The 15,408-nt window shown below is 43.2% G+C and carries 14 protein-coding genes; 8 read left to right on the forward strand and 6 right to left on the reverse strand.

All coding sequences use genetic code 11. From position 1 onward, the window contains the following. Positions 1–356: 356 nt before the first annotated feature. From V7R55_RS05085 to V7R55_RS05100, 4 genes are read left to right on the forward strand one after another with little or no spacing between them, the layout of a single operon-like run. The gene (locus tag V7R55_RS05085) at positions 357–479 is read left to right on the forward strand and encodes an SDR family NAD(P)-dependent oxidoreductase (RefSeq protein ID WP_334057867.1); all 123 of its coding nucleotides are present in this window, start codon (positions 357–359) and stop codon (positions 477–479) included. Between the two features lie 13 nt (positions 480–492). Next, the gene (locus V7R55_RS05090; RefSeq protein ID WP_334057869.1) at positions 493–795 is read left to right on the forward strand and encodes a hypothetical protein; all 303 of its coding nucleotides are present in this window, start codon (positions 493–495) and stop codon (positions 793–795) included. Positions 796–806: 11 nt separating this feature from the next. Then, positions 807–1,001: a hypothetical protein gene (locus V7R55_RS05095; protein WP_334057871.1), complete on the forward strand. Its 195-nt coding sequence runs from the start codon at positions 807–809 to the stop codon at positions 999–1,001. Between the two features lie 49 nt (positions 1,002–1,050). Beyond that, complete coding sequence (locus tag V7R55_RS05100; protein ID WP_334057872.1) at positions 1,051–1,662, forward strand: cytochrome b; 612 nt, start codon at positions 1,051–1,053, stop codon at positions 1,660–1,662. A 12-nt stretch (positions 1,663–1,674) separates the two neighbouring features. On the opposite strand, the gene V7R55_RS05105 is transcribed toward V7R55_RS05100, so the two are convergent. The 4 genes from V7R55_RS05105 to V7R55_RS05120 all read right to left on the reverse strand — a co-directional run bounded on the left by V7R55_RS05105 (position 1,675) and on the right by V7R55_RS05120 (position 6,037). After that, positions 1,675–3,207 (reverse strand): sensor domain-containing diguanylate cyclase, encoded by a 1,533-nt coding sequence (locus tag V7R55_RS05105; protein WP_334057874.1) that lies wholly within the window; start codon positions 3,205–3,207, stop codon positions 1,675–1,677. A gap of 49 nt (positions 3,208–3,256) precedes the next feature. Then, complete coding sequence (locus tag V7R55_RS05110; protein ID WP_334057875.1) at positions 3,257–3,700, reverse strand: hypothetical protein; 444 nt, start codon at positions 3,698–3,700, stop codon at positions 3,257–3,259. A 10-nt stretch (positions 3,701–3,710) separates the two neighbouring features. Beyond that, a complete protein-coding gene (locus V7R55_RS05115) occupies positions 3,711–4,955 on the reverse strand; it encodes a hypothetical protein (RefSeq protein WP_334057877.1) in 1,245 nt (414 codons plus the stop codon). 167 nt (positions 4,956–5,122) lie between these two features. Continuing rightward, positions 5,123–6,037: a LysR family transcriptional regulator gene (locus V7R55_RS05120; protein ID WP_334057879.1), complete on the reverse strand. Its 915-nt coding sequence runs from the start codon at positions 6,035–6,037 to the stop codon at positions 5,123–5,125. A gap of 339 nt (positions 6,038–6,376) precedes the next feature. Between V7R55_RS05120 and V7R55_RS05125 the strand changes: the two genes are divergently transcribed. Beyond that, complete coding sequence (locus tag V7R55_RS05125) at positions 6,377–6,874, forward strand: M48 metallopeptidase family protein (protein WP_334057881.1); 498 nt, start codon at positions 6,377–6,379, stop codon at positions 6,872–6,874. A 187-nt stretch (positions 6,875–7,061) separates the two neighbouring features. Beyond that, entirely contained in the window at positions 7,062–7,481 is a 420-nt protein-coding gene (locus V7R55_RS05130; RefSeq protein ID WP_334057882.1) for a CBS domain-containing protein, read from the forward strand. 138 nt (positions 7,482–7,619) lie between these two features. Here the strand turns inward: V7R55_RS05130 and V7R55_RS05135 are convergent, their stop codons facing one another. Further along, positions 7,620–10,661 carry an efflux RND transporter permease subunit gene (locus tag V7R55_RS05135; RefSeq protein WP_334057884.1) on the reverse strand — a complete coding sequence of 1,014 codons (3,042 nt, stop codon included), beginning with the start codon at positions 10,659–10,661 and terminating at the stop codon, positions 7,620–7,622. Between the two features lie 3 nt (positions 10,662–10,664). Then, entirely contained in the window at positions 10,665–11,753 is a 1,089-nt protein-coding gene (locus tag V7R55_RS05140; RefSeq protein ID WP_334057886.1) for an efflux RND transporter periplasmic adaptor subunit, read from the reverse strand. A gap of 226 nt (positions 11,754–11,979) precedes the next feature. Between V7R55_RS05140 and V7R55_RS05145 the strand changes: the two genes are divergently transcribed. Both V7R55_RS05145 and V7R55_RS05150 read left to right on the forward strand, forming a co-directional pair. Next, entirely contained in the window at positions 11,980–12,594 is a 615-nt protein-coding gene (locus V7R55_RS05145) for a TetR/AcrR family transcriptional regulator (protein WP_334057888.1), read from the forward strand. Between the two features lie 496 nt (positions 12,595–13,090). Then, the gene (locus V7R55_RS05150) at positions 13,091–15,166 is read left to right on the forward strand and encodes a TonB-dependent receptor (RefSeq protein WP_334057890.1); all 2,076 of its coding nucleotides are present in this window, start codon (positions 13,091–13,093) and stop codon (positions 15,164–15,166) included. Positions 15,167–15,408: the final 242 nt, after the last annotated feature.

The following is a 15,408-nucleotide window of genomic DNA, read 5'->3' on the forward strand; positions in this document are numbered from 1 at the left end:
CGCGTGGCACACCACTATTTAAAAGTGGGTAAGGGCACCAGCGTATCTTGCATATGATGGCGAACGCCGCCGATATAATGCGGGCGTAATACCTGTCGTTTTTTATTTTTGTCCCCGCAGTCTAAGTGTTATTGAAGTCGCTGGCTAGATGGTTTTTATAAATTATCTATTGCTGATATAAGCATTTTAAACAGTATTAAAACGAAAGCTGTTGATTATATAGATTACATTGAAACAGCTTTAAGCAATCACACCATTATCAGCTTTTTACTTCACTGGTAATGTAATCTAAAGCAGGTTGATTGGTATAAGTCGCTTGCACTGAGTTTTGGGCTTTATTTACGGCAGAGTATGAGATGAAGACGATATTGATAACTGGGGCGACTGACGGCATCGGTCTAGAAACAGCTAAAATATTAGCCAAAGAAGGACATAACCTTTTTTTACATTTCAGATGGCGCAGCTTATGCACAAAGTAAACTAGGCATTACTATGTGGACGACCCATCTTGGAGAACAATATCAATTAAATGGACCTAAGATGGTTTCGGTTAACCCCAAGTCTTTACTAGGTAGTAAAATGGTTAAAAATGCCTATGGTATTGCAGGTGGTGATTTAAAAGAGGGAGCTAAGATATTTATTGAGGCAGCACTATCTGAACGCTTTGCTCATGTCGCTGGCGATTACTTTGACAATGACCATAATACTTTTGTATCTCCACACCCTTCTGCCAGTTATTCAACTAATAGACAAGCATTGATATCAGAACTTAAAGCAATTATCTCTGCTAACTAGCTATACATTTTTTGGCGACGCTCGATGCACGCCACCGAAAAATGAACCGCGGTATGGGGCAGTTCCTGCCCCCATATGCTCACATCCATCTCAATGAATCTTCACATGCTTTTAAAATCGGCCTCGGATTTGCTGGCTTTGAAATTGGCGGCTTCGAAATTGCTGGCCCCGAAATTGCTGGCCCCGAAATTGCTTTAGTCCTTTAGATATTTCCTTACAATGTGTGAGGAGTTATAAAATGCCGAGATACGCTTTATGGAAAACGTAGTTCTTGGTATAGACAATTGGAGTGAGAAAAGCATGCAGTACGATAGTCATAATAAATTTGCTACCACTACGGTAATTCTACATTGGCTGGTGGGGTTAACCATTATAGGGTTACTTGCCACAGGTATTTATATGACAGAGAACAATGTCTACGAGCTATTTAGTTGGCATAAGGCATTTGGTTTTCTTGTGCTAATAGTCGCGATAGCCCGCGTTATCTGGCGAATGAAAAATGGTTGGCCGAGCCCTGCATCGAACTACAAGCCAATTGAGCACAAACTTGCATCTATCGTTCATTGGGTTTTGATCATCGCTACCTTATTAATGCCTATTTCAGGGTTGATGACATCAGTATTGGGTGGCCACGGCCTATCGGTTTTCGGATTAGAAGTATTTGCTCAAAATTTTAGCGTAGATGACCCAGAAAAAACCTTACCGATTAATTATGAGTTATCGAAGTTAGGAGGCACTATTCACTTCTATCTCGGCTACACCGTTATTGTTGCTTTATTGCTACACATTGCTGGCGCACTTAAGCACCACATTATTGATAAAGACGGTACGTTAAAGCGTATGCTGGGCAAAACAATTAGTGAATAAAGCGTAACGTACTTAAATACGTGTCTCGGGCGCTGCGAAAATAAGGTAGTCGTTAGGTGAGGCTATCTTATTTTGTTTCGCTTTATACATGGCAATATCGGCCAACTTAATCAGGTCATGTAAATTGCGACTCGTTTGAGGGTAAAAAGCCACGCCGACACTCATTGAAACTACAGTCGGCTTGCTGTCGTTATCAAAATAAAAAGGCTGTTTAACGCCAGCGTTCACTTTTTCTATAACCCTTTTAACAGACGCTTCATCATCAGCTTGCAGTAACAACAGAAACTCATCGCCACCCCAACGTATAGCGACATCATTTTTGCGTATTTTTTCTTTTAATTGCTCAGCAACAAAAATGAGAACTTCGTCCCCTGCATCATGGCCATAAATATCGTTTACCGCTTTGAATCCATTAAGGTCGATAAGTGCCAAAGCAAACTGATGCTCTTTTCTCATGAGTTTAGCAATGAGCTTTTCGCCACCATTTCGGTTGTAGATCCCCGTTAACGCGTCAAAATCCGCTTGTAGTGCAAGTTGTTGTAGCTCGTGTTTACGACTAGAAATATCATTTAACGTAAGCTGGTAATAACGTTCACCTTCTTCTGTTAGCAAGGGGCTAGCAATAAGTTGAACCCAAATAGCACTGTCGGTTGCTCTGCTTTTTAGCTTGTACTCGCCTGTAGCAAACTCGTTTCGCGCAAAGGCTTCATTAAGCGCGGATTTCATTGCCACTGGCGTTTCGAATAATTCGTCTAGCAGTTCGCCGTAGCCTTGCTGTATTCCGAGCCCAGTCTTCTCTACTAAATCATTAAACGCATCGTTTCGAAGCTCTATAGTGCCATTTTCAGCCATCAACACGGTTGCAGTTTTGGCGTTCTCAAACAGCATTCTAAATCGCTTTTCAAGAAACTCTATTTCTTCTCTTAATTGACGCTCTTGGGTAAATTGCTCTTCAACTTTGTTTAACAGCTCGTTGGTATCTTGTACCAAAGCACCAATTTCACTATTAGCATGATAATCTGGCATATCAATGCGTTCATTTGTTCCTGGCGTAATCTTGTGGAGAGAACGGCCTACTCTTAACATAGGTGAGATGATTATGTAGTAAGTGATTATTAACGCTACAATACCCACTACTAGGGCCTCAGCGTAAAGTGAGTAGCTGTTGTCAGTACTGATTTTTTCTGCTTGGTCAATAATATGTTCGAAATTAGGATACACGTTAACTTCAGCCAGAGCCTCTTCCGGCATAAAGGGGTGCCTAACCAAAAATACCCGAGGTTCGGTGTTTTTGTTAATAGCATCAGTTACATTTGCTTGATAATAGAGAGACTCGCTTTTAATAGAGGCTGCAAGTATTTTGTTAGTCTTAACTAAGCCGTTAATGGCTTCTTTGGCTAAGTCTTCATCCTCTAAAAAAGCTGCAATAGATGCAGTAGCGCTAACGGTTTGAAAAAGCTCTTCTATATCGTTATTAGCTTCGTCTATTTCGTTTTCATAAGTAGCACGATAAAAAAATTCCGCGGTGGTAAGCACTACGATCATTGCAGCTGCTATTAGAAACAGCGAAAAACGAAAACCTAGACCCTGCACGTTAATCAAAACGATATACTACCTTCATACTGTCGGTCACACTCGACTCATACACATAAGCTAACGCCGATTCGTCTTCTTCAAGCCTTAGCTTGATATCATCAAGGGTTTGCTCCACCGCAGGAGGTTTAACGCGGCCAGAGAATTTAAGTCGCGACCAATAGGCATTAACCCTTGCAAGAGGAAGCCCAACCAAAGACTTATAAAACTGACTTTTCAATTCGGGAACTAATTCCACATCAATAGGCGTGGCTTCTTTACCATTTGGGAACGCCGAGTATTTACCCATAAATAAATCAATTAAGCCTTTTTTATCCAAAACCTGCACATCGCTATTAAAGTTAGTGACAACGACAATTTTTTCTTGCGCTTGCGACATAAAAGCAGTGCATTGCATTAGCAGAACTAAAGCAAATGTAAGGGGGAGGCGTTTGAACAATTTCATACTCCTTCCCTTAAAAACTAAAGCTTAAAGCTAGAAACAGGGTATGCGCGACACCCTCTTCATCATCAACGACTAAGCCATCACGTGCACGAAGCCCTGTACCTCTTGCTTTAATGTCAGTTCGCTCAACTTGGACTTTAAAGGCTAGATTTTCTCTTAAGTCCCATCGCCAACCCACAGAGAATGACTGTTGGCGATGTGCTAGCGTGCTTGCTACTTCTTCTACAAAAATAGCTAACTCGGCAGTATTTGCGTTTATTGGGAAGCCTGGCTGCTCTTCACTAAGGTAGAACGGATCAGCTTCTGCAAATGAATACAGTGCATAGAAAGTGTGGGCACCGTAAAGATAGCTAAGATTGAGAAAGCCGTTAAAAGAAGGTCTTAGTGCGATAGAGTCTGAATCTATATAGGATAGTTCTCCAGAGAGGTCCCAATCACCCAAGAAACGATTAAAGTACACAGACGTATATTGAATGGTAGCACCGCGTAATCTTAATGAATCAGCAAAGGCATTGGCGCCGCTCCAAAAAGGCTGAAGCTGTGCAACGGAATTGGAAACGAATGCTGAGTCAGCATTGTCGTTCTCTGCTTCAGTCTGCGTGTGCTTCAGCGCTACGCTCCAATCAAACGCTAAAAACTCAACGCCGATAGAGCGCAAATCGTTAAATTTAATTGGGAAGTAATCGCCACTGGTAAAATCGGCTTTTCCACTACCCCAAAAGCCTTTTATCGACAGGTTAAAGTCGCTAAAGGGGGTGGTATAACTTATGTCGCCACCATCGAAGCTTCTCGCGGGTACGATGCCGTAAACTTCGGTTGGTACCTTTACCCAAGGATAAGCGATAGAAACATCCCGGGTATCACTAAAGTGGAAAATATCCGCGGCTAATCTACCTGCTCTTACTTGCCACGCTGGCGAAATGTCGCACCGCAAAAAGGCCATTTGGGTGATGGAGCCAATATTTTGTTCGTCTTGCTCTCGATAAACAAACTGCCCTACGAAATCAAGGTTGTCTGATAATGTGTAATCTAGTTGCAGGCCAATCAAACTTATAGGCTTAAATGCAAAGCCATCTTTTTTTGCAAACTCTGCTTGGGAGCGATCGTTACGAAATTGATAAATACGTGTGTCGGCTGTTGCAGTGGCAAGCGTACCAAAACCGCTGATATTCAATTTATTTTGTTCTGCTGACGAGTTGTTGGCCAGCAACAAACTGAAGATGGCCGTGAGGAACAAGTACGGCTTTTTCATCATTGATATACCTAATTCGAAGACTGTGTTAAATGTTGCCTAAAACAATGAGTCGTGGCAATTTTACTTTAGTACAAGCATAGTAAAGAAACTAAGAAGTAATTGAACAATTGTGTTTTTGTTTAAAAATTAAGAAACCTGAAGATGAGGTTTATTGAATTAATTCTGGTTTACACTACAACACCGTTTAGTTTTTCATCCCAATAAGGCGTGCCGTCGAAGCGCTCGGCTAAGAAATCGATAAATGCACGAACCTTGGGAGCCAATAACCGATTACTGGGATACACTGCCCATAGCGCACAGTCAGTAGCGAGTGGGTAGTTTTGGAGTATTTGAACTAGCTCGCCTTTTTCTAAATAGGGAGAGCTGCACCAAGTAGCCGTAAGGGTAATACCGCAGCCTTGAATACAAGCATCGCGCACCGCTTCACCATTATCCATACGCAAATAATTAGGCGTTTTTACTGATGTGACACCATGAGCTCCCCTAAAGTCCCATACTTCTAGCCCTGTAAGGTTTACTATTTTGTGGTTTTTTAAGTCTGATGGTGTTTCCGGTGCGCCATATTTATCTATGTAGCTTTTGGCGGCGACAATAATACGTTTGTCATCAGCAAGCTTTTTCGCGTGTAAATTACTGTCTTTTAATTCGGCATCGCGAATGGCAACATCAAAGCCGCCTTCTACCACATCCAAAATACTGTCGCTGAATCGGAAGTCGATATTTAGCTTTGGATATTGTTCTAAAAACTCAGGGATCGCAGGAACTATATGCATTCGACCAAATGATGCAGGGGCGGTAACGCGTAATGTACCTTGCGGTGTTTGAGCGCCGCTGCCAACAGCGGCTTGTGCCGTTTCGATGCTGTCCAACACTTCTTGTGCATGGGGGAGAAAAAGCTCTCCATCGTCGGTAAGCGATACTTTCCGCGTGGTTCTGTGGATTAAGCGAACACCTAGCGTTTCTTCAAGTTTACCAATATGCGCGCTCGCCACGGCAGGTGAAATGTTAAGTTCACGCCCCGCTAAGCTGATATTTGCTGTGCTCGCAATACGCACAAAAAGCTTTAGGTGTTCTATGTTCATTTGGATTATCAATAAAATCTAAAAACTGTTTTCCTTTATACACTAATTATCATTGGAGGCTCTAGTGTTTATGCTACTTCCTATGTTTCAAACTGTGGGCCTAGAAGCATATGGTGAAACGCTGTGGGTAAAGTCGTAGTTACCGTAGAATAGCTTTAACTTCTCGAGTTTAGATAAACTAACTTCCCGTTGTGCTTCCCTTAGCACACCCTTCGCCGCAGTAATCGTAACTGCGGCTTTTTTCATTTGGGGTTTATATAAAAGTGATGCCTTAGGAATACGAGACCTGTCCACTACGTTCAAATGCTTTATAATTCTTCCGGTAAAGGAGAAATAGACGTGAATGAATATGCTCGGTATTTTAATGGTTACCCCCCAACTATCGTGGAGCAAGCGCTTCAGCTAATTTCAAACAATCGGCTAAAGACTTATCTGCTTAAAAAGTACCCAGAGACCCATGACGTAACCACCGACAAATTGCTTTATCAGTATGCGACTGAATTAAAGAAGCAGTTTTTAAAAAATGCTCCGCCATTTGGGCGCGCCGCGTTTAAAAAGCAAGGTGATATGATAACCAACGCTCTAGGTACGCATACCTACCGTATGCAGGGTAAAACGCGCAAGCATGATTTAGCTATTAATAACGATTTGCTCTATGCACCAGAGCCACTTTTAAAAGCACTAGTAGTACATGAGCTGGCGCACTTTAAAGAAAAGGATCACAACAAAGCTTTTTATAAACTTTGCTGTTATATGGAGCCAGATTATCATCAACTTGAATTAGATTTGCGATTGTTTTGTATAGCTGTTGCTATGGGAGATAACCCATACGTTTAATTTTTGTTTAACCTTTGGTTAGCTAAATTTATGGTGCGTTGAACTACTGAGATAATTTTCCCAGCTGATGCCCTGAGTTGATATACCGAGTTAACAAGCCGAGCTAATGTCCTGAGTTAGGGCTATTATTGATACTCGTAATAATGCTAAGGCAGGGCAGTAAATTGAAAGTAAAAAAGGAGACTTGATGAGCATTGCTAAAATAATGTCTACACGGGTAGTTAGCGTGCACATGGATGATAGCTTGCAGTCGTTACGCGAGCTTTTTGCTGCGACAGGGTTTCATCATTTAGTGGTGGTTCACGATAACAAGCTTCAGGGTATTATATCTGACAGAGACCTAATGAAATCTATCAGCCCCTTTGTAGATACGGTAAGCGAGAGAAGCCTAGATCGAGCCACATTGGACAAGAAAGCGCATCAAATCATGACCCGCGAAGTGATATCATTAAATCCAACAGATTCTGTATTTTCCGCCATAGAGCTATTTAATTCACATAAAATTTCTTGTATCCCCATTATCGACGAAAATAGTCACCCAATAGGCATGGTGTCATGGCGCGATGTTATGAAGTTTATGCAAAGCCGGGTAGAGGCAAAGCGTTAGGGCTTGCTCTACTTGCTCGATTTATTTGACTCGGGTTAGTTGTATCAAGTTAGGGATGCATTGCAACCTCTAGGCATAGAGGCCTTCCTAGTGGAGCAAGAAACGCTTCTCAGTAGAAAGGCCAACTATGATGAATGGTTAACTTTTGCGATAGCTCACTCTAAACATCAGGCTATAAAGCACGGGAACAGCGATTAGTGTAAGCACTGTGGCAAACGCCAAACCGCCCATGATCGTCACAGCCATGTCGGCAAAGAACGCGTCGAACAGCAGCGGCGCCATACCTAAAATAGTCGTGACCGCTGCTAAAGAAACCGGGCGTACACGACTGATAGTAGCGTCAACAATGGCTTGTCTTATTGCTAAGCCTTCTTCTATCTGAAGGTCAATTTCTTCAATAAGTACTATGGCGTTCTTAATAAGCATTCCAAATAAGCTCAAAAAGCCGAGTAGTGACATAAAGCCAAAGGGCATATCAGTACTAAGAAGGCCTGTAACAACACCGACCACGGCCATGGGTACCACAAGCCAAATGATAAGTGGTTGGCGCGCATGACCAAATAGCAATACCGAGATAATAAACATAACTAAAAAGCCGGCGGGCAACCCGGCGCCTAGTGCTTTTTGTGCGTCACTAGAGCTTTCAAACTCGCCGCCCCATTCTAGTGAATACCCTGCCGGTAGCTCAATATCTTCAATAAGAGGGCGAATTCTAGCCAAGGCTTTAGCTGCGGTTTCATGGTCGCCTGGTTCAGCTTCTACGGTAATGTTGCGTACACGGTCGCGGCGATGAATACGCATTTCTTCGGTCATTAGCTCTAAGCCTTGCGACACCTGTGTGAAAGGCACGTACTGTCGCTGTTGAGTAGACCATACTTGCGATTCGCGTATTGACTGAAGTTCAGTATCTTCTGCCTTGCCCATTTTCGCAATAATGTTGTAGGCATAGTCGCCATCTTGTACTGTACCTAGCTGAACGCCGCTGCTTGCATACTGTATGGTTTGGCTAAAGTCACTATGTGAAACCCCAGCAATGCCCGCATTGTAATTGTCAAACTGTGTATTAATAGCAAAGCCTTTCTCACGCCAGTTGTGACGTACGTCTTTAACTTGTCCGTCAGCAAACAATAAGGCTTTAGCTTCTTCAGCTAATTTGCGAAGCATCTCAGTATCAGGGCCTGAGAAACGTGCTTCTAATTTAGCCCCCGAACCGGGCCCAAATTGCATGCGCTCCATGTAAAAGCTCGCGTCGAAATCGAGGTCGGTGAGTTTGTTGGCTAACGCCGACTGAATAGCCGGAATATTGTCCAGTTCGTTGGCACGAACCATGAAGAAGGCATAGTTTTCATTTGCGCTTTTAGGCGCATAAGTGAGGGTAAAACGATCGGCACCTTGCCCGATAAAGGTGGTGACAGCCGCTACGTTTTCCATTTCTAAGATGCGAGCTTCTGCCTCTTTGGCAATAACTTCAGTAGCGCGTATATCTCTATCTTGCGGGCCCCAGTAATGCACAAAAAATAGCGGTGCATTTGATGGCGGGAAGAAGCCTTGTTTAACCATGCCAAAGCTTCCGTAAGCCACAATGGTGATAATAAATAGCACACCAATAGTAACCCAGCGAAGTTTAAGTGCGCCAAGTAACGTGCGTTTAAACCAGCGCTGTGATGCAGAGAGCTCGTTGCCAGTAGTTTGGCCAATACCTTTGCGATAAAAGTAAGCCCCGAGTACTGGTACTAAGGTAACGGCCAATACCCAACTTATCATCAATGAAACCAACACAACGGCAAATAAAGAGTAGAGGAACTCACCGGTAGCGTCGTTTGAAAGGCCGATGCCTGAGAACGCCGCAATACCAATAATGGTTGCGCCAAGTAATGGCCACTGAGTACGTTTTACAATAAAGCTTGCAGATTCCTTTGCTGTAGAGCCGGTGGCCATGCGCAGCATCATACCTTCGGCAACAACAATGGCGTTATCAACCAGCATTCCCATGGCGATAACCATAGCTCCAAGGGATATTCGCTGAAGCTGGATATTCATTAGCCACATAACGAGGATTGTACCTAGCACGGTAACAAGCAGCACAGAGCCAACTACTACACCTGAGCGCCACCCCATGAATAAACACAGGGTTAAGGTAACAACGGCCACTGACATCACGAGGTTATTAATAAAACCTGTTACAGACTCATCGACCACAGAAGCCTGATCATAGATAGGGGTGAGCGTAATACCTACGGGCAGCTCTTGAAGTAGCTTTTCCACCTTTGCATTTACTCGTTCGCCTACATCAACAATATTTACGTCAGTGAGGGCTGAAACAGAGAGTGTTAAGGCTTCTTCGCCATTGTAGCGCACATGTACAGGCTGTATGTCAGCAGGCTCTAATTTCAATGTGGCAATATCAGCAACTCTAAGTGAACGGTTAGTGCCCGGCACTACTACTGAGAGGTTTGAGATTTCTTCAAGCCTGTCTGGTGCGCGCTCAACAATTAAGCGTACATTCTTTTCGTCCACTTTAATCCGACCGCCGTTAAAGGGCCGTAAGTTATCTTCAAAAAGGGCGGCAAGATCGGGGAAGGAAATGCCTAAGCCTGCCAGCTGATAGGGGTTGATGTACGCCACTATCTGCTCTTTTTGAACACCAGTTACATTTACTTTGGCAACCCCTTCTGTAGTAAGTAAGTCACGTCGGATAATACGTGCAAACTCGCGAAGTTCACGAGTGTCAAAATCTGGTGCACTCAAGGCATAGTAAAGACCGTACACATCACCAAAATCGTCGTAAACAATGGGATCTTGTGCGCCGGTGGGAAGTGAACTTGCTGTGTCGCGAAGACGCTTTCTTAGCTCATCCCAAATCTGCGGCAACAAATTACTGTCGTAAGTACTTTTGACTTCAACCGTAATTTCTGAAAGGCCGGGCGATGAAATCGACGTCACTTCTTTTAACTGCGGCATTTGTTGGATGGCAATTTCTAAGCGTTCGGTGACTTCGCGCTCTACTTTTTCGGCACTGGCTCCAGGGTAGCTGGTGTATACCTTTACTTGTTTTATAGTAAATGCAGGGTCTTCCAAGCGGCCTATCTTGCTCATAGCTAAAATGCCGCCTAAAAGCAGAATGACCACCATAAGCCAAATGTTGACGGGCTTATCAATTGAATAACGTGCGATATCCATAAATTACTTCTCTCCTTGGTAAGGAAGTACTTTCATGTCTGCACGCATTTGTGTTGCTCCGGCGGCAACGACCTGGAGATCTAGTGATATATCGCCTTGGCCTTTACTCTTGATAATCGCGAGTTCGTTTTCTATATGTTTTACGTCGACAGGTGTTTTTGCCACCGAACTTGTTTCGTCGTTGTATACCCAAACTGCAAAACCTGAATCTTCGTCGCCTACAAGGGATTTTACCGGCACAACGAAGCCCTCAGGATATAGGCTACCTTGTAAGCTTACTTTTACCACTGCGCGCGCCCCCGGCGTTAACGGCAGCTCTGCGCGAGGTTCCATCGCAAACACCACTTCATAGGTTTGCGACACAGGGTCGGGCTGTGTAGAGTGCTCTACATAATTTACGGGGTACCACTGGTTGCGATTGGTAGCTAAGGTCGCACTAGCTTGTTTGATCCCACGACCAATATTGGCCGTTAGAAGGCGCTCAGGCACATTGATATTAAAGTAGATTTTTGACACATCTTGGAGGCGAGCGATGGGGGTACCCGCAGCAACGAAGCTGTTGTTTTCAACTAGGCGTTGAGACACTTTTGCGTCGAACGGGGCATAGAGCTGAGTGTAACTTAAATCTTGCTCTGCATTTTTTAGGTCGATGACCGCAAGCTCATAAGATGTTTTCGCAGTATCTAGTGCGCTTTGAGCAACTAGCTTTTGCGCAAACATTTTCTCAATTCTATCTAGTTCGCGTTTTGCTTGGTCTAGACGTGTTTTAGATTCATCAACGCGACGTTCAAACGGTTTACGGTCGATAGTGGCCAGCAACCGTCCTTTCTCTATATCGCTACCTGTCACTAAGTCGGTTTGAATAAGTCTACCCGAAACTTCGAAGCTTAAATCCACGGTCTTAACCGCCGAAACAACGGCAGGAAAGGTGAATTCATCAAAATCAGGTATATTGCTAACTGTAGCAAGCTTCACGTAGCGAGGAGTAGCGTTTGACTGCTGCTTTGCAGGCTCTTCTTGCGAACATGCAGTTAAGGTTGAGGCCGATAGAACGCTTAAAAACAGAATGTGAGAGAATCGCATTATGGACATAGGTGTGTGTAATCCATTGTCAGGGTAAATAAAGTATAGAAATGAGAACGTTAAGTAATAACGCTTAAATACGTGAGCGATGAAGCTGTTATTACCTAAAGTAAACTGGTGAGTGCATTTTAGTGCGGTCGCATTGAAAAGTAAACTGTTCGGTGTAAAATGGGAACACACGCGGTCTTGCAAAATGACGGGCAAGACATAGGGGATTTATTTTGAGACTTTCAACATGGTAGGCAATACTAGAACGCGTAGTGATATAAAACGCGAAGCCATCATTCAGGCTGCAACTCAGGCGTTTCAAGAGTTTGGCGTAAATGGCACCAGTATGGATAAGCTGGCCGAACTGGCGAATGTGTCAAAGCGCACTGTGTATAACCATTTTTCTACTAAGGAAGAATTGGTGATGCACTTGGTTACAGAGCAGTGGCAATCGGCTATTCTCAACATTAATAAAGCATACGATAGCGCGCTTGCGCTCGATGAGCAGCTTGAAGACCTTATCTTGCAAGATATAGAGTTTATGGTGAGCGAGTCGCATTTAGACCTAGCGCGGGTGGCTATTGGCCATTTCTTTTACGAGCCGGAAAAGCTAAAAGACGAAGTAGCACAGCTAAAAGCCCAAGAAACGGCAATGCATCGTTTCTTGAAAGATGCTAAAGCAGATAACAAAATTGCTTTTGATGATTTAGACCGGGTCGTTGAGGAAATTGACAGCTTAGTAAAAGGGAAGTGCTTTTGGCCTCAGCTTTTTAAAATTGAAGATACCCTAAGCGATAATGACAAAAAAAATGTAGCGAAGAATACTGTCGCGCTCATTCTAAGCCGTTATGCTACTGCCTAGCGGCTAGTTTTTATTGTAAATACCCTAAAGTTAGTACTCGTTATAAATACGTTAACTAGGTTTCTCATTATCTTATCTGTTACTTCCCAATTCCCTAACTGCTCGCATCACAAAACGTTATAGTAAAAAAATTGATGGCAGCAACAGGCTAAAAGATGCCATTTCAACGTTACCTTCCTCCCATGGCGTCATCAGTTCAGTAGTCCACACGATTTTGTTTATTTATTGCCCTTTTATTGACTGGGGAGCCGATTTTTTAGCCGTTGATTAAGAAAAGTTATAAAGAGTTTTAAAATTTTACTGTATTTGCTCTCGTCATCTTGTCATTTTTTCTATATTATCCAAACCACAAATAGCAACTATTATTATTTGCAATTGCAAAGCGAACTGAATGTTAAGTAGTTAGATGAAACTAGCTACTTAAAAACATCGCGAAAAATAAGCTTCTTGGTTGCCAATAAACACACAACACTTTGAGAACACTTGGAGAGTAGTTTTGAAATTTAAACTTACGAGTATTGCTACTGCGATAATATTAAGCCCAGCTGTGCTAGCTGCTGATATGGAAGACATCGAAAGACTAACAGTAGAAGGTAAGTACCTTTCAGTTAACCAGTCGAACTCTATTAAGAGCCCTACGCCTATCATCGACGTACCGCAAAGCTTGTCAATTGTCACTGCTGAAGAAATTACGGCTCGCGGTATTACAAGTATTGGGCAAATTATCGACTACGCACCAGGTGTTAATACGTCTCAAGGTGAAGGTCACCGCGATGCAGTGGTATTTCGTGGCGTACGTTCAACAGCTGACTTCTACTTAGATGGTAATCGCGACGACGTTCAGTACTACCGTGCACTTTACAACGTTGAGCAAGTAGAAATTCTTCGTGGACCGAATGCATTGTTATTCGGCCGAGGCGGTACAGGCGGTATCTTAAACCGTGTATCTAAAAAAGCGAAAACGGGCGAAAAATTCGTAAATTATAACGTTTCTGCTAACACCTTTGGCGCCTACAACCTTCAGCTAGACACTAATGTTGATACGGGCGACAAGTCTGCGCTTCGCATTAATGCTATGTACGAAAGCCTTGATAACCACCGTGACTTCTACGATGGCGACCGCTATGGTTTTAACCCAACTGCACGCTTTGAAGTAAGCGACGATACAATTGTTGATGTGTCATACGAATATATCGATCATGAGCGCTTCATTGACCGTGGTGTACCAACGGCTAACGGCGAGCCAGTAGAAGCATTTGAAGAAATCGTATTTGGCGACCCAGAAAATAACTACCAAACTCTTGGTGCTGACGTATTTCGCGCAAACGTTGAGCACACGTTCTCTGACAACTTAAAAGGTAACTTCAACGCCTTTTACGGTGATTACGACAAAGTTTATTCAAACTTCTACGCTGCGGCATATGACGCAGACACGGAAGTAGTAACCCTTGATGGTTATGTAGATACTACTCAGCGTGAAAACCTTATCTTGTCTTCAAACTTAGTAGGCGAGTTCGCAACGGGCAGCATTGAACATACGGTTATCTTTGGTGGTGAGGTTATCAACACCAAGTCGAATCAAGACCGTTATAACCCTGTATTTGATTCAACAGATGGCGATAGAGAAGCGTTTAATGTATCTCGTCCACTTAGTTTCAGAGGTCTAACTGGCACTAACTCAGTTGGCGAAACGGTTACTGCTACTTTTAGTGATGTAAACGACGATACACACGTAGAACTTGACGTTTACTCTTTCTACGTGCAAGACGAAATTGCGCTATCAGACAACTTTGACCTAGTGCTAGGCGCACGTTTTGATAGCTTCGATATTGAAGTGTTTAATATTGTAGCGGCTGAAACGCGGAGCAGAAAAGACGAAGAAGTATCGCCACGTGCGGGCCTTGTTTACAAGCCACAAGAGAATATCTCCATCTATGCAAGCTACAGTGAGTCATTCCTACCACGCAGTGGCGAGCAGTATGCGAATATCAACGGTGATGCTGACGCGCTTGACCCAGATACCTTTACCAACCAAGAAATTGGTATTAAGTGGGACTTCAATGACAGCATGAGCTTTACAGCTGCTATTTTTGAAAATGAGCAAACGTCACTTGATAACGATCCTAATGACATAGAAAGCTTCATCGAAGTTGACTCAGATGTATCTGGTTTTGAGCTTCAGCTTCAAGGCTACATTACTGACAAATGGTATGTTACTGCTAACTACAGCAACCTTGATGGCGAAAATGCTGATGGCGTAGCACTTCGCGAGCTACCTGAAAACACTATGTCAGTATGGACAACGTATGAAGTGAATGACGTGTTTGGTTTTGGTATTGGCGCAACTTATCAAGACGAAAGCTTTGTCATTAACGATGAGGACTCGCCCGTACTACCTAGCTATACTCGCGTGGATGCATCAGCGTACTACACGCTTAGCGACAAAACACGTCTTCAGCTTAACGTAGAGAACTTAACTGATACGCTTTACTTCCCTAATGCACACTCTACGCATCAGGCAACAGTAGGTGCGCCTATCAATGCACGTTTATCATTGATTGGTTCTTTCTAAACAAGATTGAAACTATCTTTGATGTAGAGTTTGAAAGCCATTCGCGAAAGCGAATGGCTTTTTTATTTAGCTGACAAGTTGTACCAGGTGCCGTTGATGTTATAAGCGTATTTGCAGCTAATTCTGTTTTACTTTCATACTGACTTAGTTAGCAAGTTAGCAAGTTAGCAAGTTAGCAAGTTAGCAAGTTAGCAAGTTAGCAAGTTAGCAAGTTAGCAAGTTAGCAAGTTAGCAAGTCAGCA

It is taken from the genome of Alteromonas sp. S005 (assembly GCF_036864475.1).
Lineage (GTDB): Bacteria > Pseudomonadota > Gammaproteobacteria > Enterobacterales > Alteromonadaceae > Alteromonas.